At 70.3% G+C, this 19,834-nt stretch carries 15 protein-coding genes and 4 pseudogenes; 11 read left to right on the forward strand and 8 right to left on the reverse strand.

Annotated elements, in window-relative coordinates:
* Nucleotides 1–144, reverse strand: a pseudogene (locus ACWEV0_RS05795) (aldehyde dehydrogenase); the annotation flags it as partial.
* A gap of 621 nt (nucleotides 145–765) precedes the next feature.
* Here ACWEV0_RS05795 and ACWEV0_RS05800 point away from each other — a divergent pair.
* Nucleotides 766–1,254 (forward strand): TetR/AcrR family transcriptional regulator, encoded by a 489-nt coding sequence (locus tag ACWEV0_RS05800; protein ID WP_453146980.1) that lies wholly within the window; start codon nucleotides 766–768, stop codon nucleotides 1,252–1,254.
* A gap of 136 nt (nucleotides 1,255–1,390) precedes the next feature.
* The gene (locus ACWEV0_RS05805) at nucleotides 1,391–4,153 is read left to right on the forward strand and encodes a helix-turn-helix transcriptional regulator (RefSeq protein ID WP_453146808.1); all 2,763 of its coding nucleotides are present in this window, start codon (nucleotides 1,391–1,393) and stop codon (nucleotides 4,151–4,153) included.
* Between the two features lie 8 nt (nucleotides 4,154–4,161).
* Here the strand turns inward: ACWEV0_RS05805 and ACWEV0_RS05810 are convergent, their stop codons facing one another.
* The gene (locus ACWEV0_RS05810) at nucleotides 4,162–4,968 is read right to left on the reverse strand and encodes an alpha/beta hydrolase (RefSeq protein WP_453146810.1); all 807 of its coding nucleotides are present in this window, start codon (nucleotides 4,966–4,968) and stop codon (nucleotides 4,162–4,164) included.
* Nucleotides 4,969–5,302: 334 nt separating this feature from the next.
* On the opposite strand from ACWEV0_RS05810, the gene ACWEV0_RS05815 reads away from it, so the two are divergent.
* The 3 genes from ACWEV0_RS05815 to ACWEV0_RS05825 all read left to right on the forward strand — a co-directional run bounded on the left by ACWEV0_RS05815 (nucleotide 5,303) and on the right by ACWEV0_RS05825 (nucleotide 8,293).
* Nucleotides 5,303–5,773 carry an SsgA family sporulation/cell division regulator gene (locus ACWEV0_RS05815; protein ID WP_453146812.1) on the forward strand — a complete coding sequence of 157 codons (471 nt, stop codon included), beginning with the start codon at nucleotides 5,303–5,305 and terminating at the stop codon, nucleotides 5,771–5,773.
* Between the two features lie 339 nt (nucleotides 5,774–6,112).
* The gene (locus tag ACWEV0_RS05820) at nucleotides 6,113–7,180 is read left to right on the forward strand and encodes an alpha/beta fold hydrolase (protein ID WP_453146814.1); all 1,068 of its coding nucleotides are present in this window, start codon (nucleotides 6,113–6,115) and stop codon (nucleotides 7,178–7,180) included.
* A gap of 258 nt (nucleotides 7,181–7,438) precedes the next feature.
* Entirely contained in the window at nucleotides 7,439–8,293 is an 855-nt protein-coding gene (locus tag ACWEV0_RS05825) for an alpha/beta fold hydrolase (RefSeq protein ID WP_453146816.1), read from the forward strand.
* A 189-nt stretch (nucleotides 8,294–8,482) separates the two neighbouring features.
* Here the strand turns inward: ACWEV0_RS05825 and ACWEV0_RS05830 are convergent.
* Together ACWEV0_RS05830 and ACWEV0_RS05835 are read right to left on the reverse strand one after the other, a co-directional pair.
* Nucleotides 8,483–8,650 (reverse strand): annotated as a pseudogene (locus ACWEV0_RS05830) (TetR/AcrR family transcriptional regulator); the annotation flags it as partial.
* Entirely contained in the window at nucleotides 8,644–9,297 is a 654-nt protein-coding gene (locus tag ACWEV0_RS05835; protein WP_453146818.1) for an HAD-IA family hydrolase, read from the reverse strand. The gene ACWEV0_RS05835 and the pseudogene ACWEV0_RS05830, both read right to left, overlap by 7 nt.
* A 303-nt stretch (nucleotides 9,298–9,600) precedes the next feature.
* Between ACWEV0_RS05835 and ACWEV0_RS05840 the strand changes: the two are divergent.
* The 3 genes and pseudogenes from ACWEV0_RS05840 to ACWEV0_RS05850 form a co-directional block, all read left to right on the forward strand.
* A pseudogene (locus tag ACWEV0_RS05840) lies at nucleotides 9,601–9,720 on the forward strand (DNA starvation/stationary phase protection protein); the annotation flags it as partial.
* Nucleotides 9,721–10,386: 666 nt separating this feature from the next.
* Entirely contained in the window at nucleotides 10,387–10,602 is a 216-nt protein-coding gene (locus tag ACWEV0_RS05845; protein WP_453146820.1) for an SsgA family sporulation/cell division regulator, read from the forward strand.
* A gap of 368 nt (nucleotides 10,603–10,970) precedes the next feature.
* A pseudogene (locus ACWEV0_RS05850) lies at nucleotides 10,971–11,132 on the forward strand (type I restriction endonuclease subunit M); the annotation flags it as partial.
* Between the two features lie 129 nt (nucleotides 11,133–11,261).
* Here ACWEV0_RS05850 and ACWEV0_RS05855 read toward each other — a convergent pair.
* The 4 genes from ACWEV0_RS05855 to ACWEV0_RS05870 all read right to left on the reverse strand — a co-directional run bounded on the left by ACWEV0_RS05855 (nucleotide 11,262) and on the right by ACWEV0_RS05870 (nucleotide 15,195).
* Nucleotides 11,262–11,852: a DUF308 domain-containing protein gene (locus tag ACWEV0_RS05855; protein WP_453146821.1), complete on the reverse strand. Its 591-nt coding sequence runs from the start codon at nucleotides 11,850–11,852 to the stop codon at nucleotides 11,262–11,264.
* Between the two features lie 67 nt (nucleotides 11,853–11,919).
* Nucleotides 11,920–13,539 (reverse strand): tannase/feruloyl esterase family alpha/beta hydrolase, encoded by a 1,620-nt coding sequence (locus ACWEV0_RS05860; RefSeq protein ID WP_453146823.1) that lies wholly within the window; start codon nucleotides 13,537–13,539, stop codon nucleotides 11,920–11,922.
* 323 nt (nucleotides 13,540–13,862) lie between these two features.
* Nucleotides 13,863–14,483, reverse strand: a complete 621-nt coding sequence (locus tag ACWEV0_RS05865; RefSeq protein WP_453146825.1) for a cytochrome b/b6 domain-containing protein — start codon at nucleotides 14,481–14,483, stop codon at nucleotides 13,863–13,865.
* Nucleotides 14,470–15,195 carry a molybdopterin-dependent oxidoreductase gene (locus tag ACWEV0_RS05870; protein WP_453146982.1) on the reverse strand — a complete coding sequence of 242 codons (726 nt, stop codon included), beginning with the start codon at nucleotides 15,193–15,195 and terminating at the stop codon, nucleotides 14,470–14,472. The genes ACWEV0_RS05865 and ACWEV0_RS05870 overlap by 14 nt, the downstream gene beginning before the upstream one ends.
* Before the next feature lie 402 nt (nucleotides 15,196–15,597).
* On the opposite strand from ACWEV0_RS05870, the gene abc-f reads away from it, so the two are divergent.
* The 3 genes from abc-f to ACWEV0_RS05885 all read left to right on the forward strand — a co-directional run bounded on the left by abc-f (nucleotide 15,598) and on the right by ACWEV0_RS05885 (nucleotide 19,645).
* Nucleotides 15,598–17,232 (forward strand): ribosomal protection-like ABC-F family protein, encoded by a 1,635-nt coding sequence (gene abc-f, locus ACWEV0_RS05875; RefSeq protein WP_453146826.1) that lies wholly within the window; start codon nucleotides 15,598–15,600, stop codon nucleotides 17,230–17,232.
* A gap of 79 nt (nucleotides 17,233–17,311) precedes the next feature.
* Complete coding sequence (locus ACWEV0_RS05880; RefSeq protein ID WP_453146828.1) at nucleotides 17,312–18,973, forward strand: ABC-F family ATP-binding cassette domain-containing protein; 1,662 nt, start codon at nucleotides 17,312–17,314, stop codon at nucleotides 18,971–18,973.
* Nucleotides 18,974–19,090: 117 nt separating this feature from the next.
* Nucleotides 19,091–19,645, forward strand: a complete 555-nt coding sequence (locus tag ACWEV0_RS05885; RefSeq protein WP_453146829.1) for a CGNR zinc finger domain-containing protein — start codon at nucleotides 19,091–19,093, stop codon at nucleotides 19,643–19,645.
* The last annotated feature ends 189 nt before the right edge of the window (nucleotides 19,646–19,834 follow it).

A 19,834-nucleotide genomic window follows, 5' to 3' on the forward strand; every position in this document is an offset into this window, starting at 1 on the left:
GACCGCGCGGTCGACGTCCTTCGGCCGCGCCTGCGCGGCACGACCGACCACCGACCGGTCGTGCGGCGAGGCGATGTCCAGCAGCTCCGGGTCGCTCGGCTCCACCCAGGATCCCCCGATGAAAAGCCGGTCGTAGGTGATCACGCGCGCTTTCTCCCTTCTGGTGGCATCGGTCCCGTCCGTTCGGACGCTCCCTTCTAACTGCTACATCAATGTAGCACTTCTGATTGTTAACAAAACATAAGTGTCTTGAAAGTCAATTGATCATAGGCGCTGGCGGCGCAATGAGGCGTCAAGAGCCGACGCCGCACGTCAGCCGCCCAAGCCGTGAACCTGATGTCCGCCGTCCCCGATCGGCGATCCGGCAGATCTGCACGCATGAATGGAACCAGTGGTACGGTCCGTCACGGATCACTGATCCTGGGGGATGGATCGTCATGTCGTCACAGGGACTTGTGCACGAGGTCGTCATCGCCGATGGGGGCACGGCCGATCGCCTGCCGTTGCCGCAGCCCGGCCGGGAGCCGACCGTCCGACGCATGCCGGCTCGCGGTGCCCCGGGCACAGTGGACACAGGAAGGATGTCCCTGAGCACAACGTTGCGTCTTGCCAATCATCTGCGGCTCACATGTAGTGCTTAACTGTCACCACTCCACACGCCCGTGGCTATAGACGCCACAGGCGCCACACTTCCTGGCTAGACTCGGGACGGTGAGAGCCGACGCAGCGCGCAACCTGGAAGCAGTCCTGACCACCGGAGCACGCATGCTCGCCGCCGATCCCAGCGTGAGCATCGCCAGCATCGCCGCCGAAGCGGGCGTGGACCGGAGCACCGTCTACCGGCGCTTCGACTCCCGCGAGGACCTCCTCGCCGCCATCTACGAAGCGCGCCTCACTGCCATCGAACGGGCCATCGAGGACGCACGGCTCCGCGAGGCACCCGTCGCGGTCGCCCTGCACCGCTACGTCGAGAACATCATCTCCGTCAACCGCACCTGGCCCGTCGACCTCGCCCGCATGCTCGCCGACGAGACCGTCCACGCACGCCGCGACGCCGCCGTACGCGAAGTCGACGCCTTCCTCCAACGCGCCACCGACGAAGGACTGCTCCGGCCCGGTCTTCCCGCGGGATGGGCCGGCGCACTGCTGCCGCAGCTCATGAACCTGGTGTCCCGACAGAGCGCCGAGCTGAGCCCTGGCCAGGCGGCCGACGTCGTCGTCGACACGTTTCTGCACGGCATCGGAGCGTCCTGACGCAGCGGCGGCCCCGCAAGCACATACCTCCACACATCCGCAGGTGTCTCTGGGACGAACGCCGTAGGGTGCTGTACGCGTGAACTGCAGGGGCGTTCGGACAAGGCTGCTTCAACGGGGAAGGAAGTAGGGGACGATGGAGTCGATCGAAAGAGCGATGGTCGGCCGCGAACGCGAGCAGGCGGTACTGTCCGAGCTGGTGGCGGCCGCCGGAGGCCGGGCCCTCGTCCTGCGCGGCGACGCGGGTGTGGGCAAGAGCGCCCTGCTCGACCACGTCGCCGGCGTCGCCGAGGGCGAGAAGCACCGAGTGATCAGGGCGGCCGGCGTCGAGGCCGAGTCGGAGCTGCCGTTCGCGGGCCTGCACCAGTTCCTGTACCCGCTGCTCTCCTCCATCGACCGGCTCGATGACAGCCACCGAAGGGTCTTCGACGTCGTCTTCGGCCGGAGCGAGAGCTCGCCTCCCTCGGTCATGACGCTTGGCATCGCCGTCCTCGACCTCCTGTCCCTGGCTGCTTCGCAGCAGCCCCTGCTGCTGGTGCTCGACGACGGCCAGTGGTTCGACACCTCCAGCACCGAGGTGTGCGGATTCGTGGGGCGCCGGCTCACCGCCGGCTCGGTGAAGCTCATCGTCGGCCTGCGTGCCGGCGTGCCGTCGGGCTTCGACACCGCCGCCCTTCCGGAACTGGCGGTGACCACGCTGTCGGGGACGGCGTCGGAGCAACTCCTCGACATGCGCCACCCGGAGCTCGACCCCCGGATCCGCCGGCTGATTCTGGACGAGGCCCAGGGCAACCCACTGGCCCTGCTGGAACTGCCCCCGTACGTGCGCGGCAACCAGGCCGGACATACACACGAGGCACTGTTCGGATACACCGCCATCACACTGCCCCAACGTCTCCAGAAGGTGTACGGCGCCCGGATCCAAGCCCTCGGCGACAGCGTCCGAGCGGCGCTGCTGCACGGCGCTCTGGACGGCGTCGGTGCCGGCACGGCGACCGGCCCCACGGGAGGCGCGCGCTACCGCATGCTGGATGCCCACGAGGCGGTGGCCGCCGGTCTGCTGGACATCGACGCGCTGAGCGGCGACTTCGTGTTCCGGCATCCGCTGGTGCGTTCGACCGTCGTCCAGATGGCGACGCCCAACGAGCGGCGGGCCGCTCACGCGGCTCTCGCCCGGGTGCACCGTGACGACATCGAGCGGCGGGCCACGCATCTGGCGGCCTCGACGGTCGATCCGGACGAGGAGGTGGCGGCCGTCCTGGAGGCGGCGGCGGACTCCGCGACGCGGCGTGGCGGCGCGCTGGCCGCCATCACGTGGCTGACCCGCGCCGCGGAGCTGAGCGAGAACCACGAGGAACGGTCCAGGCGGCTGGGCAGCGCGGCGTACATCGCCGGGCACTCCGGCCAGCTGGACCAGGCGCAGCAGTTGCTCCGCGCGGGCACCGGGTCGGAGACGGACGCTTCCCCGGACTCCGTGGTGGCGTCGGGCTATGTCGCGTTCTTCGAGGGCGGGGACATCCGGTCCGCGCAGCGGCAGGTCTTCGCGGCGATCGAGAGCATGCGCGACAGCGGGCCGCGGGAACCGGACGAGGTGCTCACCCGCCTGGTCGACCTGCTGCTGGCCATCAACCAGTACGCGAGTGACGAGGTCTGGTGGGAACGGACTCACGAGCTGCTCGACTCGCTGGGCGATCTGGTGCACTCGTACTCACGCATCTACCAGGACGCCTGGGGCGACGTGGTGCGACGCGGCGCCGGTGTGCGGGAGCGGGTGGAACGCGCCTACGCCGGCCTCCACCTGGAACCGTGGGACATCACGCGGCTCGGTGCCGCCTCCTACCACGTGGACACCCTGAGCCGGTACCGGCCGATTCTGCAGCGCGCCGTGGATCGCGAGGCGGAGGCAGGGGCCCTGGCCGACGCCATGACCATGCTGCACCTGATCATGCTCGACCAGATCGCGGTGGGCGAGTGGGACGAGGCCGAGCGGACCGGCCGACGTTGCCTGGAGCTGACGACGACGCACGGGCACGGTCTGTTCGTCTACCACACTCATGCGTACGTGGGCTTGCTGGCCGCTCTGCGCGGCCGGGTCGACGAGGCCCGGGAGCTGCAGGCCCTGGTCGATGCCTGGGCCCGCCCCCGCGGCGTCGGATTCCTCACCCAGATCGCCGACGCCGTCGGCACCGCCGCCGCTCTCGCCGAAGGCGACTACGAAGCCGCCTACCTCCATGCCATCGGCCTCACGTCGCCCGGCTCCTTCGCCCCGTACGCCCACCAGGCCTCCCGTACCCTTCTCGATCTCGTCGAAGCCGCCCTCCACACCGGCCGCGCCGAACAAGCCCGCAAGCACGCCCTCGCCGCCCAGGAAGCGGGCCTCCCCGACATCTCCCCCCGCCTCGCCCTCGTCACCTACGGCGTCCTCGCCATGACCAGCACCGATCCCACCGAGGCCGACGCACTCTACGACCGCGCCGAAGCCCACCCCGCCGGTGCCGACTTCCCCTTCGAACTCGCCCGCATCCGGCTCGCCCGCGGCATCCGCCATCGCCACGCCCAGGGACGCAAGGCGGCACGACGGCCGCTGGCCCTGGCGGCGGAGACTTTCGAACGGCTCGGAGCGACCACCTGGGCCGAACGTGCCCGGGCCGAACTCCGCGCGACCGGCACCCCCGCACTCGCTTCCTCGGCACATCTCACCCCGCTGACCTGGCAGGAGCGCCGGATCGCGGACCTCGCCGCCAGCGGCCTGACCAACAAGGAAATCGGCGAACGCATGCACCTGTCGCCACGCACCGTCAGCTCACACCTCTACCGCGTCTTCCCCAAACTCGGCATCACCGCACGCGCGGCCCTGCGCGACGCCCTGACCAAGCTGCCCGACGGCCAGAACGTGTGACCGTGCGTTCAGCCCGTTGAGGTGTGGCCGCGGAGACCCCGTTCCTCAAGCCAGCCGAGCACGTAGTCGGCGACGAATCTCCATCCGCCGTCGATGACCAGGGAGTGGGACCGGTCCGCGAACTGCTTCAGGTCGGTCACGGCCGTCGAGTCGCCGTACGCCTTGTACACCGCGCGCGTGACGGCGTCGGGCACCAGCCGGTCCTCCTGCCCGGAGATCAGCAGGAGCGGGCCGCGGTTCGCGTTGCCGACGTCCGCCACGGCGCGCGGGCTGCGCTCCCCGCCCGCGAGGCCGAGGTCGGCCACCAGGCGGCGGGGCGCCTGTACGACGTAGCGCTTGAAGAGGCGGTGGGACTCCTCTGCCTCGACCGCGTTCGCGAAGTCGCGGTGGAACCGGGCCGGAGACAGGGACACCAGGTGTCCGGCGGCATCGGCCTGGTCAGGGGTCCACAACCGGGCCGAGGAGTCGGGCAGCAGGATGCCATTGACGGGGGCGGGTGCGATGGCGACGGCGGCCCGGCCGATACCGGCTCCGATGAGATGCTGCGCGATGAGGCCGCCCACCGAGTGGCCGACGATCACCGGCGCGGTTTCGAATGAACGTATGACTTCCGCGTAGTGGTCGATCAGCGTGTCCAGGCGGATGCCCGCGAGCGTCTCGGACGGCGTTCCCATCTCCGTGATGGTGGCGGCCTCACCTGGCCAGCCTGGTGTGATGGCGAGAAACCCCCGGCCGGCGAAGCGCTCCGCCCATGGCTCCCAGGAAAGCGCGTGCAGCCAGGTGCCATGGATGAAGACGACTGGAGTGCGGTTCACGGGTGGCTCCTCCGAGCATGACGATCAGCCGGCCCTGACACGCCGACGACAGGTCCAGGATCGTCCAGGCGCAGATCAGGGGCGACAGTCGAATGACTCAATCTTCGATCGCCCTCGGTGCCCGAAGCGCCCCGAACGCCCAGGTGCCCCCTGGGGAGACCGCCGCGGGCGAAGCGTGCGGATACGGATGACGGTCCGGCCGGCAGGCGTCCCTCGCTGCCTGATCACCGTCGAAACCGGCGATCCTCGGCGGTCAAATGACTTACGCACGGCGCTCCCGCGCGGACGAGAGTTGGCCCGGCCAGCTTTCGTCGCAGAGGGAGATCCCCACATCATGAGCGGTAACCGATCCGGTGTACAGGCCCGCCGAGCGATGCCGAAGGGCCGCCTTGAGCTGATCCTGCACGTCGAGCGCGTGTTGGGTGTCTCCTCCCGACAAGCCGTCAGGGCGGAGTTCCGGTTCACCCCGGAGGCTCCCCTGGCCGTGTGCGTGGAGTTCCTCGTCCAGGGCGGCCCGCAGGTGCTGTGGCGGATCGGCCGCGACCTCCTGCAACAGGGACTTCACTCGGCGAGCGGCTCCGGTGACATACGAATGTGGCCGTCGCGGTACGAGGACCGGGCCACCGCCTGGCTTCAGCTGACGTCCAGGGACACGGCGGCCCTGTTCGAAGTGCCCGCGGCGCCGCTGGCGGAGTGGCTGGCCTCCACCTACGAACTGGTTCCCGCCGGTGATGAGCTCGCCACGATCGACTGGGCCGCCACCACCGCCGACCTGCTCCGGAATCCCAGGGCGCACGCCGACTGATCACGAAGGCCGTACGGGCCCGGGCGGTGACTTGTGTTTCCCGCGCCGTGTCGCGGGGCGGCCAGGGGCCGACGCCCTGCGCGATCCCGTCGGCTCCATGGCACGGCCCAAGCCTCCTGTGCGTACGGACCTCAATTGTCCTGTCCGCGTCGCACCGTCATCTGACTGATGCGTCGGCTTTGAGCGCGCGCCAGAGTTCGGGGTGCCGGCCGGGCCGGGGGACACTCCCGGACCTGACACCTGTTCACCACACCGGCCATGACGATCTCGTACCGCAGGTCTGAGCAAGCGGATCCGGGCGCAGGCCGGACACCGAAAACGCACGACGGAGGACTTCACATGATCAACAGGCGCACATTCGGCAAGGCCGTCGGCCTGGGCACCGGCGCGGCGGCCGTCTCGCTGGCCGGCCTGCAGACCGACGCGCTCGCCGCGACCGCCTCGCACGGGCCCGGCGGCAAGCCGGTTCCCACAGTGCCGAGCAGCATCCCGGGCAGCCACACCGAATTCCGCACATACAAACACGTCAAGGCCGGCGTGCTCGACATCGGCTACGCCGAGGCCGGGCCCGCGCACGGCCCGGTCGTCCTCTGCCTGCACGGCTGGCCGTACGACATCCACAGCTACGTCGACGTCGCCCCGCTCCTCGCCGACCTGGGTTACCGCGTCATCGTTCCCTATCTGCGCGGCCATGGCACCACCCGGTTCCTGTCGCGCCGTACCCCTCGCACCGCCGAACAGTCCGCCATCGCGCTCGACATCATCGCCCTGATGGACGCCCTGAAGATCGACAAGGCCGTCCTGGCCGGCTTCGACTGGGGCTCGCGGACCGCGGACATCATCGCCGCGCTGTGGCCCGAGCGCGTCAAGGCCCTGGTCTCCACCGGCGGATACGTCATCACCGACCGCAGGGCGCAGCTGGAGCCGGCCGCGGCGGCCGTCGAGCACAACTGGTGGTACCAGTGGTACTTCGCCACCGACCGCGGCAAGAAGACGATGGAGAACGAGGAGCAGCGCATCGCGCTGTGTCGGTTCGTGTGGACCCTCGTCTCCCCCAACTGGAACTTCGACGACGCCACCTACGCGCGCACCGCCGAGGCCTTCAAGAACCCCGACTACGCCGCGATCGTCCTGTTCAACTACCGCTGGCGCATCGGCATGATCGACGGGGAGGCCCGCTACGACCGCTACGAGAAACAGCTCGCCGCCCAGCCGCCCATCCACGTCCCCACCATCACCCTCGACCCCGCCCTCGACCCCTTCACCCCGCCCGGTGACGGCTCGGTCTACCGGGACCACTTCACCGGTCCCTACGCGCACCGCACCGTCGCGAACATCGGTCACAACCTGCCGCAGGAGGCGCCGACCACCTTCGCCCAGGCCGTGGTCGACGCCGATCACCTCTGAGCAGGGAGCCGAACCGAGCGAGTCCAGTGGAACCGCCTGACCGCCGCCGTGGGCCCGCTCGGGGTGGCGGTCTCCGGGCCGAACAGCATCACCGGGCCGCCTCTGGCGATGCGCAGCGGCGTGCCGGCGCACCGAATCTTCGTCACCTCCTTGACAGGTGACGGAATCAGCTGACCGATTCATAACCGGTCAAAGAGGTGACGGTGAACACCGAGGTCATTCCGTCCCGTTGTCGAAACACTTTGAAGGGGATATGCCGTGGTGAGCATCAAGACTGGACGCAAGCGACTGATGACCGGTGTGGCGGCGTCGCTCACGGCAGGGCTCGCGCTCGGCGCGTTCGCCCTCGGCGGCGGCACCGCCAACGGTGCGGAAGGGACCGTCGGGGCCGCCGGTCACACCAAGCCGACGATCGTCCTGGAACACGGCGCCTTCGCCGACGGCTCCAGCTGGAACGGCGTCATCGAGGATCTGCGCGCGGACGGCTACCCCGTCGTCGCCGCCGCCAACCCGCTGCGCGGCCCCGCCTCCGACGCCGCCGCCCTGCGCACGGTCCTCGACCATGTGAAGGGCCCCAAGATCCTCGTCGGCCACTCCTACGGCGGGAACGTCATCAGCCAGGCCGCCGCCGACGACCCCGACGTCAAGGCCCTCGTCTACGTCGCCGCCTTCCTCCCGGCGCCCGGCGAGAGCGCCCTCGAACTCACCAACAAGTTCCCGGGCTCCACCCTCCCCGGCACCCTCGACCCGGTGACCTACCAGCAGGCCGACGGCTCCGCCGCCACCGACCTGTACATCCAGCAGGACAAGTTCCACCAGCAGTTCGCCGCCGACGTCCCCGCGGAGCAGGCCGCGCTCATGGCCGCGGCGCAGCGCCCGATCGCCCAGGCCGCCCTCGGGGAGAAGGCCACCACGGCCGCCTGGAAGACGAAGCCCACCTGGGACATCGTCACCACCCGCGACCTCAACATCCCGGCCGCCGTACAGCGCTTCATGGCCAAGCGCGCCCGCGCCCACACCACCGAGATCGCCGCCTCGCACTCGGTCGCCGTCTCCCACCCCCACCTCGTCGCCGACGTCATCGAACGGGCCGCCCGCGCGACGGTCCGCTGACACCGTTCGGGGGCGGTGGGACCACCCCGAGTCCCCCCGGACGCCGATGCGGGAGGAAGCGGCGTGGGCCGCTGAACAGTGCGGCCCACGGCCTCGCCCTGAACGCCGAGATGACGTGGTGGCGGCGCAAGCCCGCACGGCCCGTGGACGCCGACCCAGGTCTCGCTCGCATTCGTCAGGATCCGAGCGTCACGCCGACGGCCGGGTGGGCTTGGCGGCCACGGCGTCAAGGACCCAGTCCAGGCCGGTCGCGAAGGATTCCTCGGCGTCCACGTCCGTACCGTCGTACACGGCCTCGGACAGCGCCGGGAAGCGGCCCGTGGCCAGCGCCCCCGTCACATGCGGGCCCCTCATGCGGTGACGGTCCTGTCCGTGTCCGTGCCAGCCAACGGGATGCCGAGCAGGGCCTCCAGGGCACTGATCGTCCGGGCGGGGTCCACGGCGTGCACGGTGGCGAATCCCAGGTCCGCCGCGGCCGGCAGGTACTGCTCGGTGTCGTCGACGAACACGCACTCCTCGGCCCGCAGGCCGAGTTCCTCCAGTACGAGCCGGTACATCTCCGGCTCGGGCTTGCGCGTCCCGTGGGCCTCCGACAGCACCACGGCGTCGTACAGTCGCTCAAGCTCGTATCCGTCGTACAGGTTCCACGGGGCGAGGCCGACGGAGTTGGAGAGGATGCCGACCTTCGTCCCGGCTCGGCGCGCGGCCGCGGCCGCGGCGATGACCGTGGTCTCGGGGCGCAGATCGGCGAAGATGCGGCCCATCAGGTTGTCCGGCGGGATGCCGAGGAGCCGGCCGGCCGCCTCGTTCCAACGTGTCTGCGTGAGTGTGCCGCGCTCCAGCTCCTCGGTGAGCCGTATCCCCTCGGGATCCAGATAGAGGCCGGTGAGCAACGTCCCCCGGGCCAGTCCCTCGCGCTCCTCGAAGGCGAGCACGGCGGGCAGCAGAGGGGTCGTCAGCACACCGCCGAAGTCGAGGACGAGGCCCTTGCGGTGCTGAGTCATGCCCACACCTTAGAGGTGGGTGACACGGGCCCCTGCACCTGGCTCCGCCCTGACCACTGGGGCGGAACCACCCCCGTTTGCCGCCGGCACAGGTCCGAGGGCAGAAGCTTCCCATCTGAGGAACGCTCAGGCACCCCCTTCGGGTTCACGGTGGCCGGACTCGGAGGAAAAGATCGCCCGTCCCCGAGAAGCTCACATGTATGAGTCTGACTCCGGGACGACGGTGACCGTCAAACGACTGTTCCCCAGCGCCCGTCGCATCCCAGCATGAGGCCTGACGACCAACCCGAAAGGGCCCACACCATGACCTTCATCCACAGCCCACTGCCGGAGAAGGACCGCGAGACGGCCGGAACCGCCCCGCAGGCGACCCTCGTCGACCTGCTCGACCTGTCCCTGGTGGCCAGGCAGGCGCACTGGAACCAGCGTTAGCAACCGCCTTGACAGGTGACTTGCGTGCGTGCGAGTGACCTCCCTCAGGTCACTTGACCCGTAAGGACGTTCATCGGCGGCCGCAGCCGTCTGGACACCGCCGCCCACCCACAAGACCACGATCGACGGCTGGAGTACTACTGCGCTTGAATGCGTGACGTCGGCCAGTCGTCCAGGATCAGGCCGGCTGCGGTCATCCTGCCTGGGATCGAGCCGGTGCGGCCCGTAGGCGGGTGACCTGGGCACGGTTGAAGGGGGCGCGGAATGCCCGCGCTCCCCGCCTTCGGCGGTCGCCGGCTCTGACGTGCCGTTCCCAGTCGTCCTGCCAGAACTCCACCGCACGATCGGGCTGCCGAGCTGCCCTGGCCGGCGTGGGGACCGGTCAAGCCGCTGACCCGGTCGGATAGCACTCGCGCAGCAGGGAGCAGCTCGCCGGCCAGCCGCCGTCGACGATCAATCAGACCGGCTACCCGGATCGCCCACCCAACGCCCCCCGTTTCCCCTCGGGCCCCACTCGTAGAGGACGCTGCGCGTCGGCCGACCGCTGGACGCTCAGCAGATTGGCCGACAACACGCCCCGTACTTCACGTACGGAGTGCACCGGTGCCGTCAACTGCCCAGCCCGACGCGGGACTTTGACCGTCAACCGACCCTGAGATGGCCGCAGTGATCAAGGTCGAGTTCCTGGCGGAACGTGGGCCCAGTCTCATCTGGCACATCGGTCGTGAACTCCTGTACCGCGTCCTTACGTCCATGAGCGGAACCGGTGACGTACGGGTGTGGCCGACGCTGGAACAGGAGCGCCCCTCGTCGTGGCTGCTCCTGGAGTCCGAGGAGGTGGAGGCCATGTTCGAGGGCCCGTCGAGCCGCTGAAGGAGTGGCTCGACGCCACCTACCGGATCGTCGCGGCCGAGGTGGAGATGGACGGACTGAACTGGGACGGCTTCCTCATGAATCTGCTCGACGGGCCGGGGACCTCTTCCGGATGACGGATCGCCAGTCCTGTCCGGGCGGGCGGGACTTCTCCTCCTTGGTCGCCCGTCACGGCTCCTCCCGGCCAAGGCGCCGCCCGAAAGGCAGGTTCGGCAGGCGCGTACCGGCGCGAGCCGCTGGGGGCCACGGTCAGTGGGCAGCCGACCGGCGACCGCCGGACCGACCTTTGCGCCTCCTCCCCCGTCGGCGGCGGTCCGCAAGCCGGCCTCGGACGTGAGACCCGCGACCACCACGACCACCTGGCCTTCGCCGCGGTCCTGCGCGAGGACCTCGACGGCCGGACCGGGCTGCGCCCCGAACACGAGAAGCCGATCGACGAGGAAGCCCGTACGGCCCACTGCGCAAGGATCGAGCAGGCCACCAGATCGGCCGCACCAGTCAAGGCCCGGAGGTTGTCTCACGTGACGTGATGTTCGTGCGGCACTATGCCGGCCGGGGGCGCTGTACACGACAGCCTCAAGCCGCTCGCATAGCGCGGCCCGGAAATGGTTCGACCCGCGCCCCTGAGGGCGCGGGTCGACGTGCGTTTCCTGGGAAGGTCAGGCGGTCCGGGTGCGCAGCTGGCGGGACTTCCAGCCCAGCAGCAGGGCCTGAAGGGTGAACCACACGCCGCCGCCAGTGGCGTACACCGACAGCACGTCGAGCGAGGAGTTCCCGCCGGCCGCCTGGATGTTGTAGAAGATGCCGACCACGAAGGACAGCCCGCCCGAGATCAGGGTCGGCCACTGTCTGCCCAGCTCGGGGCCCCGGCGGCGTACTCCGACGATCACCTGGGCGGCACCGGAGACGACGGCCCAGGCGCCGAACACATGGAGCACCGGTGTCTCGCCGCCGGCGCCGGCGATCCCGACCGCGACGGCGGCGAGCGTGCTCAGCACGCCGTTGAACGCGGTGACCCGGCGCTCGGAGCAGTCGGGGGCCGCGCGGTAGTCGATCAGCGAGGACACCGCGTCGATCAGCGGGTAGACGACCAGCAGCATGATCGCCACGGCGTCGACGTCCTCATGGGCGCGGGCGAAGGCCAGGGCCCACGCCACGGCGAGGACGCCTCGGCCGAGGGACAGCCTCAGCAGGGTGGAGCGCTCGTCCGCCGCCGAACGCTCCGGTGGCGTCGTTATCCGTGTGCTCATGATGTGTTCGGCCCCTTCTCGGGTCGGCGGATGGTCGCGGGGGTCAGGCTGCCGTCGTCGGGCCCGGTCAGCGCCAGGACGGGGCGACGCACCGGAAGCTGGAGGCGGCGGCCAGGTCGCCGTAGCCCTTGTAGCTGGACACCTTGGGGTAGCGGCACAGGTTGCGTGCGACCCGCTCGCCGTCGGCGTTGATCAGCGTGGCGGGCAGCGTCTTGGGCGCCTTGCCGTCCTCGACCCAGGCGGTCAGGGCGGCGAGGCCGTCGGCCGAACCGTCCTGGCCGTTCAGGCCGCAGTGGCTGGTGTTCGGGGCGATGAAGAGACGGTAGAAGTCGTCGACCGCCTTGGTGCCGCCCAGCTTCCGCTCGACCTGCTTGCGGTACTTCACGGTGCCCTGGGCGGGGATGTACTCGTCGGCGTCACCGTGCCAGGTCAACAGCTTGCCGCCGGAGTCGCGGAAGGCGGACAGGTCGGGGTCGTCCGTGCCGATGATCTCGTCGTACTCGGCCCGGGACTGCTCGAACAGCTCGGTGAACTGGCTGTAGGTGATCGTCGAGACGTCGAAGGACGGGTCCTTCTTCACCCAGCCGGCGGCCCAGTAGGCAGGCACCGGGAAGGGCGCGCCCTTGAGGCTTCCGTCTGTGCCGGGGATGGTGGCCGCCAGGCCCTTGAGGTCGGCGCCGACCGGGACACCGGGCCACAGCTTCCTGCCGGACGTGGTGCGCGGGCCGTCCCAGATCTTGCGGACCACGGCCGCGTCGGCCGCGGTGATGACCAGCTCCTTGCCTTCGCACACCACCTTGGTGCCGATCAGCCGGCGCGGGTCGAAGTCGCAGCGGGAGGCGTCGTTGACCAGGCCGTCCTTGGCGCCGTCGAGCGTGTCGCACGCCTTGACGGCGGCCTTGGTGAAGGCGTCCAGCTCGCAACCGGTCGGGTAGGTCTTCTCGTTGTTCATGACCACCTGCGGCCACAGGGTGGCGATCTCGAACTCGTCCCAGTTGATCGCGGGCGCGTCGGCGAGGATGCCGTCGTAGTCGTCGGGGTGGCGCTGGGCCTCCATGTAGCCCTGGCGTCCGCCGGTGGAGCAGCCGGTGAAGTAGGCGTACGAGGCGCGCTTGCCGTACAGCGCGGCGACGACGTCCTTGCCGACGACGGCCGCCTCGTGCTGGGAGCGGGAGGCGAAGTTCTCCAGCAGCGCCTTGTTGACCTGGCCTTCCCCGTTCAGCGCCCAGCTGACGTCGAGGGCGTCGCCGACGCCGGCGTTCGTGGTGGTCACGGCGTAGCCGTTCTTGACCGCGTTGCCGAGCCCGACGCCGTTGTCACCCGCGAGGTAGGCGGCGCCGCCGATCGCCTGGAAGCGGCCGTTCCAGCCCTGCTCGGGCAGCCAGGTCGTCACCTTGGCGTGGTCGCCGTCGCCCGGGTGGGTGAGGGTGACGGTCACCTCGCAGAAGGCCGGGACGCCGGTGACCTCGCCCCTCAGGATGCCGGTGCCCTTGATGGTGCCGCCCGTCTGCGAGACCGCCGTCACGGACTCCACCTCGGTGCCGTCCGGGGCCTTCACCGGCACGGTGCTGCAGTCGAGCGGCGTGGACGTGGCAGAGGTCTGGGTCTGCGCGGACGCGGTCGGCAGGTACAGGGCCGCGGCGAGCGGCACACCGGCGGCGAGGACGGTCAGAAGTCGTCGTCTCATGGGTTCCATCCAGGAAGTAGGTGGTGTACGTGGTCGCAGGCGACACGTGTGCACTGGGGAGAGGAGCAGGACCGGCGGCTGGAGCGAAGGCTCACGGCATGCCGAAGACTGATCGGGATCTTATCACCGGTTAAACCGGTGACGAATGGGAAGGTGTCACTTTCGTCGCGTCGACGGCTGGTTACCACTCTGAGCGCTTGCCGGCCGCCGGAGAAGCGTCAGTTGACGGTCCGTGTCCATGGCCGTCGAAGGCCGCGCGCACCGACGCGTTACGTCATTCGACGGCCTGGACCCACCGGGGATGTCCGTGTCCAGGCATACGGTCAACGCAACTCCCGCAGCCACTCGGAGTGATGCTCCTCGGCCCAGGACCGGCTGACGTACCCCGTGCGCATCCCGAGCCTCGACTCCGGATCCTCAAGGGCCCTGCGCATGTGCCCGATGACGACGAACGTGATCGCCCAGGCCACCAGGTCGTGGACGAAGATCGCGCTGGTGCGGGAGATGAGGGGCAGCAGCCCCATGAACCACATCAGCAGTCCGGTGAACATCATCACCAGCACGGCACCGGCGATCCAGCCCGCGTAGAGCTTCTGCCCGGCGTTGAACTTGCCGGCCGGTCGCGCCTCCAGCGAGGTCCGTCGCCTGCGGACGGCCCCCAGCCACTGGCGGTCGTACACCGCGGACCGGTTCAGCCTGCGCAGGTCCGCGCGGAAGTCGGCCGAGAACAACCCCAGCAGGAAGGGCAGCGGCAGCGAGATGCCCGACCATTCATGCAGGACGACCATCAGGTGCCGCCGTCCGACGAGCTGGGCGAGCGGGCCGAAGTAGAGGCAGGCGGCCGCGACCAGGCAGACCAGCATCAGGTAGCCGGTGGCGCGGTGGACCCAGCGTTCAGCGGTACTGAAGCGGCGGACGCGGCCGGAGGTCTCAGGCTGCGTCACTGTGCCGGTCCGCTCCGTCGAGCCAGCCGTCGATCGGGTAACCGCGTTCCTCCCAGAAGCCGGGAACGACCTTGTCGGTGACCGAGATGCCCGACAGCCACTTGGCCGACTTGTAGAAGTACATGGGTGCCACGAAGAGCCGGACCGGGCCGCCGTGTTCGTACGTGATGGGCTTGTCCTGCATGTTCAGCGCCACCAGGACGTCGGAACGGCGGGCCTGTTCCAGCGTGAGGCTCTCGGTGTAGGCGCCGTCGAAGCAGGTGAAGCGGACCGCCGCGCCCTCGGAGCGCACCCCGGAGGCGTCGAGGATGTCCGCGAGCTTCACCCCCTCGAAGGGCGTGCCGTCCACGCGCCATCCGTCGGTGCACAGCACGTCGGCGACGACCCGGGTCCGGGGCATCGCGCGCAGGTCGGCGAGGGTGTACGTCTTCGGCTTCTCCACCAGGCCGTTGACCGTGAGCGCGTAGTTGGTCTCGTCCTTGTGCGGTACCGATCCGACGATGCTGTAGTACCGGAAGCCGCCCGGATTGGGCAGCAGTCCGGTCAGTCCGGTCGAGTCGGCCTGGGAGGCGGCACCGAGGAACTTCTCCCAGCCGCGCTGGAGAGGGGGCGCGAGGGCGAGCGACGCGGCGCCCGCGCCGAGCATGCCCAGCATCGCCCGCCGTCCGATCGGCGCTCCGCCCTCGGCCCCTGACTCCGGCTTTCGTGCCATGGTCATGTGCTCCTTCACGTAGTGACGTTCCGGGAGAGGTGTGTCGCCGCACGACGGATTCGACACATATGAAGCCTCCGGATTTCGGATCCGTCACCGGTTCAACAGGTGACGATCGTGGCATGCACCCTATCTGCTGTCAACGACACCCGACACCCACATGTGTTTGCGGCCGCGCAAACGGCAGGGCGAGCTGTTAGGCTTGCGCGTGACGTAGACCGTTCAACGAGGAGTCGCAGACGTGGTGGGTGAAGACGACATCTCCGGGTGAGATCCGGATCTGACGGCCACCGGCCGGCGCCGAGGTGCGCTGCCGCCGTGGTCCGTTTCGTCGTACCCCTTTCCCCCGTCTGCCCAGGGCAGAGGACCCAGCTCTGCCCTCAGTACCTCCGAGGTCTTCTCATGTCCGACGCCGCCATCGTGTGCTCGAACCTCTCCTTCGCCTGGCCCGACGACACTCCGGTCTTCCACGACCTGTCCTTCAGCGTCGCCCCCGGGCGTACGGGCCTGGTCGCCCCCAACGGTTCCGGCAAGTCCACCCTGCTCAAGCTGATCGCCGGCGAACTCAAGCCCTCCACCGGCTCGTTGCACGTCAGCGGCACGCTCGGCTACCTCCCGCAGAGCCTGCCCCTGGCCGGAAACCTCACGGTCGCCGAGGTGCTCGGCATCGCCGAGGTGATCCGCGCCCTGGACGCCGTCGAGTCCGGCGACGTCGCCGAGGAGCACTTCACCACCATCGGCGACGACTGGGACATCGAGGAGCGCACCCGCGCCCAGCTCGCCCGCCTGGGCCTGGCCGACCTCACTCTGGACCGCAGTCTGAGCACGCTCAGCGGCGGGCAGGTCGTGTCCCTCGGCCTCGCCGCCCAGCTGCTCAGGCGTCCCGACGTGCTGCTGCTCGACGAGCCGACCAACAACCTCGATCTGGAGGCCCGGCACAGGCTGTACGACGTGCTGTCGGACTTCAACGGCTGCCTGCTCCTCGTCAGTCACGACCGTGCGCTCCTCGACCGCGTGGAACGCATCGCCGAACTCGGCAGCGACGAACTGCGCCTGTACGGAGGCGACTTCACCGAGTACGAGGAGGCCGTGCGCGCCGAGCAGGAGGCCGCCGAGAAGAACGTGCGCAACGCCGAGCAGGAGCTCAAGCGGGAGAAGCGGGAGATGCAGCAGGCCCGCGAACGCGCCGACCGCCGGGCGAGCAACGCCGCCCGGAACCTCAAGAGCGCCGGTCTGCCCCGCATCTTCGCCGGCAACATGAAGCGCGGCGCGCAGGAGTCGGCCGGCCGGGCCGGTCAGATGCACGCCTCCCGGGTGAGTGAGGCCAAGGCGCGCCTGGACGAGGCCGGGCGCGCGCTGCGCGAGGAACAGCGCCTCACCCTGGAGCTGCCCGACACCCAGGTGCCCGCCGGCCGCAACCTGTTCCTCGGCGAGGGCATGCAGGTGCGTCTCGGCGACGCGGATGTCTTCGCTCCGGGCGGTGTCGACCTCACCGTCAGGGGCCCGGAGCGCATCGCGCTCACCGGTCCCAACGGCGCCGGGAAGACCACCCTGATGCGCCTGATGACCGGCGACCTCGCCCCGGACAGCGGGACGATCAAGCGCAGCGACGGCCGGATCGCCTATCTGTCTCAGCGCCTGGACCTGCTGGACCTGGACCTCACGGTGGCGGAGAACTTCGCCGCGTTCGCCCCCGAGCGGCCGGAGGCGGAGCGGATGAACCTGCTCGCCCGCTTCCTCTTCCGCGGCCCGCGGGCCCACCTGCCGGTCGGGGTGCTCTCCGGCGGCGAGCGGCTGCGCGCCACTCTGGCCTGCGTGCTGTGCGCCGAACCGGCACCGCACCTGCTGCTGCTCGACGAGCCGACCAACAACCTCGACCTGGTCAGCGCGGGCCAGCTGGAGAGCGCGCTCGACTCCTACCAGGGCGCCTTCCTGGTGGTCAGCCACGACGAGCGGTTCCTCGCCCGGATCGGGATCAACCGCTGGCTGCGGCTGGCGGACGGAGTGCTCAAGGAGACGGGAGCCCCCGTGGTGTGAACCGCCGACGTGTGACATGGCCCGCGCCCGAGGCCGAACGCCCGGCGGGCCGCCCACCGATCACACCGGACGGACACCCATGCCCCAGCCCGCTCTGCTCGCCCATGACCTCGTCCGCAACGCGGGCGGCCGTCGACTCCTCGACGGCTTCTCCCTGACCGCCTCCCCCGGCCATCGCATCGGCCTGATCGGGGAGAACGGCGTCGGCAAGTCCACCCTGCTGCGGGTGCTCGCCGGCGTCGACGCACCCGACGCGGGAAGTGTCACCCGCCCCGGGAGCCTCGGCTTCCTCCACCAGGAGATGCCCTTCGACGCCGGCTCGAGCGTCGCCGCGGTGCTTGACGAGGCGCTCCGCGAGGCCCGTGAGGACCTCGCGGAGCTCGATCGCCTCGGCGAGGAGCTCGCCCGCCTCCCGGAGGACGACCCCGGCCACCGGGAACTCCTCGACGCCTACGGCAGGCGGCTCGAACAGGCCCAGGACCGGGAGTCCTGGGACGCCGACCGCCGCGCCGCCCTGGTCCTCGACGGTCTGGGCCTCGGCACGGTGACGCACGACCGGCCGCTCGGGTCGCTCTCCGGCGGGCAGCGCGGCCGGCTGGCGCTGGCCGCGCTGCTGGTACGGCGGCCGGCGGCGCTGCTCCTCGACGAGCCGACCAACCATCTCGACGACACCGCGGCCGCCTTCCTGGAGGAGCAGGTCCGCGCCCTGCCCGGAGCCGTGGTGATCGCCAGCCACGACCGGGCGTTCCTCGACGCCGTCTGCACCGACCTGATCGACCTCGACCCGGCAATGGACGGCCCGGTCCGCTACGGCGGCGACTACAGCGCCTACCTGTCGTACAAGTACGCCGAGCGGGAGCGCTGGGAGCGGCGGTACGCCGAGGAGCAGGAGGAGCTGGACGAGCTTCGCCGGGCGGTGGGCGTGACAGCGCACCGGGTCGCCCCGGACCGCGGCCGTACCGACAACGAGAAGATGGGCTACGGCCACCGCGCGGGACGGGTGCAGAACCAGATCGCGCGTCGGGTGCGCAACGCCTCCCGGCGCCTGGAGGAACTGGAGCGCACCCGGGTCGCCGAGCCGCCGTGTCCGTTGCGGTTCGCCGCCGGAGAGCTGGCGGCGCGGGCGGAGGAGGGCCCGCAGCCGCTGGTGGCGCTGCGCGACGTACGCGTGCCGGGGCGGCTCACGCTGGCCGGCCTGGAGGTGACGGCGACCGAGCGGTTGCTGGTCACGGGCGGCAACGGGGCGGGCAAGTCGACGCTGCTCGCCGTGCTCGCCGGAGGACTCGCGGCCGAGGGCGAGGTGCGCAGGCAGCGTGGCCTGACGGTGGGGCTGCTCACCCAGGACACCGTGTTCGAGCGGCCCGGGCGCACGGTCCGCGACACGTACGAGCTGTCGCTGGGCTCGGCGCGTGCGGAGAAGGTGCCGCTCGTCTCGCTCGGCCTGATGCACGAGGCAGACCTGGACAAGCCGGTCGGACAGCTGTCCGTGGGGCAGCGCCGCCGCCTGGCACTGGCGCTGCTCGTGGCCCGCCCGCCTCAGCTGCTGCTGCTCGACGAGCCGACCAACCACCTCTCCCCCCGCCTGTGCGACGAACTGGAGGAGGCCCTCGGCTCCGGTCCTGGCGCGATCGTGATCGCCAGCCACGACCGCTGGCTACGGCGCCGCTGGCAGGGCCGCGAGATCAGGTTGGAGCCGGGGCACGACCGGCGACGGGAGGCGGCGTCGTCGGCCCGGTCCTGATACGTACGTCCGCGTGGGGGAGGGTTCGGTCCTGGTCGCGCACTGACCAGGACCGGCACCGGCCGGACCGGTGATCCACCCTTGCGTCCGTTCGGAGTCACCTGTCAAGATGGTGACGTGAATCTTGGCCATGCCTTCGTCTGCGGACACCCGGCTCTCGACTTCGCGGCCACGCTCCGAGCCCGGCGCTCGACCCGGTTCGAGATGTTCGTGGCCCCGGACCGGCTGAACGCCTGGTATCTGGAGTCCGGGCTCGTGGATACGATCACGCCCGGCGACGAGAACGACGTCCGGGAGGCGATCAAGGTACGCGAGGCCCTCTACCAGCTCATCACCGACCGTCGCCTCGGCGAGGAGTTCGACCGCGAAGCGCTCGCCCTGCTCAACGCCGCTGCGCGCAAGGCCCCTGTGACGCCGCAGCTCACCGTGGCGGGCCGGCATACCGACGCGACCCCCGGGCGGGCCCTGGCCACCGTCGCCCGGCAGGCCGTCGAGCTGCTCAGCGGCCCGGACGTCCCGCTGCTGAAGGAGTGCGGCAACCCCGAGTGCACGCGCGTCTACATCGACCGGTCCCGCGGAATGCGGCGCCAGTGGTGCGGCATGGAGTCCTGCGGCAACAAGTCGAAGGCTGCCGCGTACCGCGCCCGCAAGAAGGCCCCGGCGGCGCACTGACCTTTGGAGGAGGCCCCGGGGCGATGCCGCCGGAAGCCGGTGGGCCGCCTCTACGGTCCGGCGGACGCGCGCTCCTGGAACTCCAGGAGTTCCCGGACCGTCCCGGCCGCCGTCTCCGCCGCACCGCGCCGACACACGGTGATCGACACACCGGCGTTCTTTCCCGGCCCTCGACCGCGACGCGTACAA

The sequence above is a fragment of the Streptomyces sp. NPDC003943 genome (assembly GCF_053605265.1).

Excerpts from the sequence above, each read along its gene's own strand:
- ACWEV0_RS05800 (WP_453146980.1), top strand. The coding sequence starts at position 766 with ATGCTCGCCGCCGATCCCAGCGTGAGCATCGCCAGCATCGCCGCCGAA.
- ACWEV0_RS05805 (WP_453146808.1), top strand. The coding sequence starts at position 1,391 with ATGGAGTCGATCGAAAGAGCGATGGTCGGCCGCGAACGCGAGCAGGCG.
- ACWEV0_RS05815 (WP_453146812.1), top strand. The coding sequence starts at position 5,303 with ATGAGCGGTAACCGATCCGGTGTACAGGCCCGCCGAGCGATGCCGAAG.
- ACWEV0_RS05820 (WP_453146814.1), top strand. The coding sequence starts at position 6,113 with ATGATCAACAGGCGCACATTCGGCAAGGCCGTCGGCCTGGGCACCGGC.
- ACWEV0_RS05835 (WP_453146818.1), bottom strand. The coding sequence starts at position 9,297 with ATGACTCAGCACCGCAAGGGCCTCGTCCTCGACTTCGGCGGTGTGCTG.
- ACWEV0_RS05845 (WP_453146820.1), top strand. The coding sequence starts at position 10,387 with ATGGCCGCAGTGATCAAGGTCGAGTTCCTGGCGGAACGTGGGCCCAGT.
- ACWEV0_RS05855 (WP_453146821.1), bottom strand. The coding sequence starts at position 11,852 with ATGAGCACACGGATAACGACGCCACCGGAGCGTTCGGCGGCGGACGAG.
- ACWEV0_RS05860 (WP_453146823.1), bottom strand. The coding sequence starts at position 13,539 with ATGAGACGACGACTTCTGACCGTCCTCGCCGCCGGTGTGCCGCTCGCC.
- ACWEV0_RS05870 (WP_453146982.1), bottom strand. The coding sequence starts at position 15,195 with ATGGCACGAAAGCCGGAGTCAGGGGCCGAGGGCGGAGCGCCGATCGGA.
- abc-f (WP_453146826.1), top strand. The coding sequence starts at position 15,598 with ATGTCCGACGCCGCCATCGTGTGCTCGAACCTCTCCTTCGCCTGGCCC.
- ACWEV0_RS05880 (WP_453146828.1), top strand. The coding sequence starts at position 17,312 with ATGCCCCAGCCCGCTCTGCTCGCCCATGACCTCGTCCGCAACGCGGGC.